Genomic DNA, 704 nt, shown 5'->3' with positions numbered 1-704 from the left:
CATGCCGCCTCGAAGCCCGAGGACTCGCTCGCCCGGCCGATCGACCTGAGCGTGCGCCTCCTGCCGGCGGAGTCCATCCGGTCGATCCCCTCGACGAGCCCCGGCGGCATGTCGCGCCTGATCGTCGACTCCCCGAAGGCCCTCGGCCTGGCGATGATGGCGGGCACGAGCGAGAGGGGGTTCCGGACCGCGGGGCCCTCCCCGAAGGCCCTGGGGAGGACGGCGACCCGGCGGCCGCGGTCGGCGAGGATCTCCACCGTCGTCGCGCGCATGCCGACGAGCAGGCTCCGCCCGTGCCAGGCGGGCCCGGCGACGTACTCGCGCCCGTCGGCCTCGACGTAGCCGCGCTTGTCGGCGCGGGCGGTGATCCACCTCACCGCGTCGAACTCCACGCCGGGAAGGGCGCGCATGGCGGCGAGGTCCTCCCGGTAGGCCTCCCCGTGCGGCCTGCCGTCGCGGCAGCGCGACTCCGCGTTGATCCTCGCGCATCCCTCGGCGAGGAACGCGTTGAGCTCGGGGAGCGTGCCGAACGCCGGCACGGGGACGAGGAGGTTGCGCCGGAGGAACCCCACGGCGTTCTCGACGGAGCCCTTCTCGTTTCCCGAATAGGGGTTGCAGTACCGGCTCTCGAAGCGGTAGTGGGCCCTGAACTGCGAGAACAGCCTCGATTCCGTGACCTCGCCGCGTACCATCCTGCCCGCCTC

Annotated in this window: 1 protein-coding gene; it reads right to left on the bottom strand. The window is 73.0% G+C overall.

Annotated features, from left to right (window positions below; translation table 11 throughout):
• On the bottom strand, nucleotides 1–692 hold a 692-nt coding region (locus tag ACTQ1E_RS08840; RefSeq protein ID WP_441565893.1), incomplete at its 3' end, for a Mu transposase domain-containing protein.
• Between the last annotated feature and the right edge of the window lie 12 nt (nucleotides 693–704).

It is taken from the genome of Collinsella sp. LCP21S3_C7 (genome assembly GCF_052118485.1).
Taxonomy (GTDB): Bacteria; Actinomycetota; Coriobacteriia; order Coriobacteriales; family Coriobacteriaceae; genus Collinsella.
Note: the sequence above shows the minus strand (reverse complement) of the source record. Positions and strands in the feature narration are given on the sequence as shown.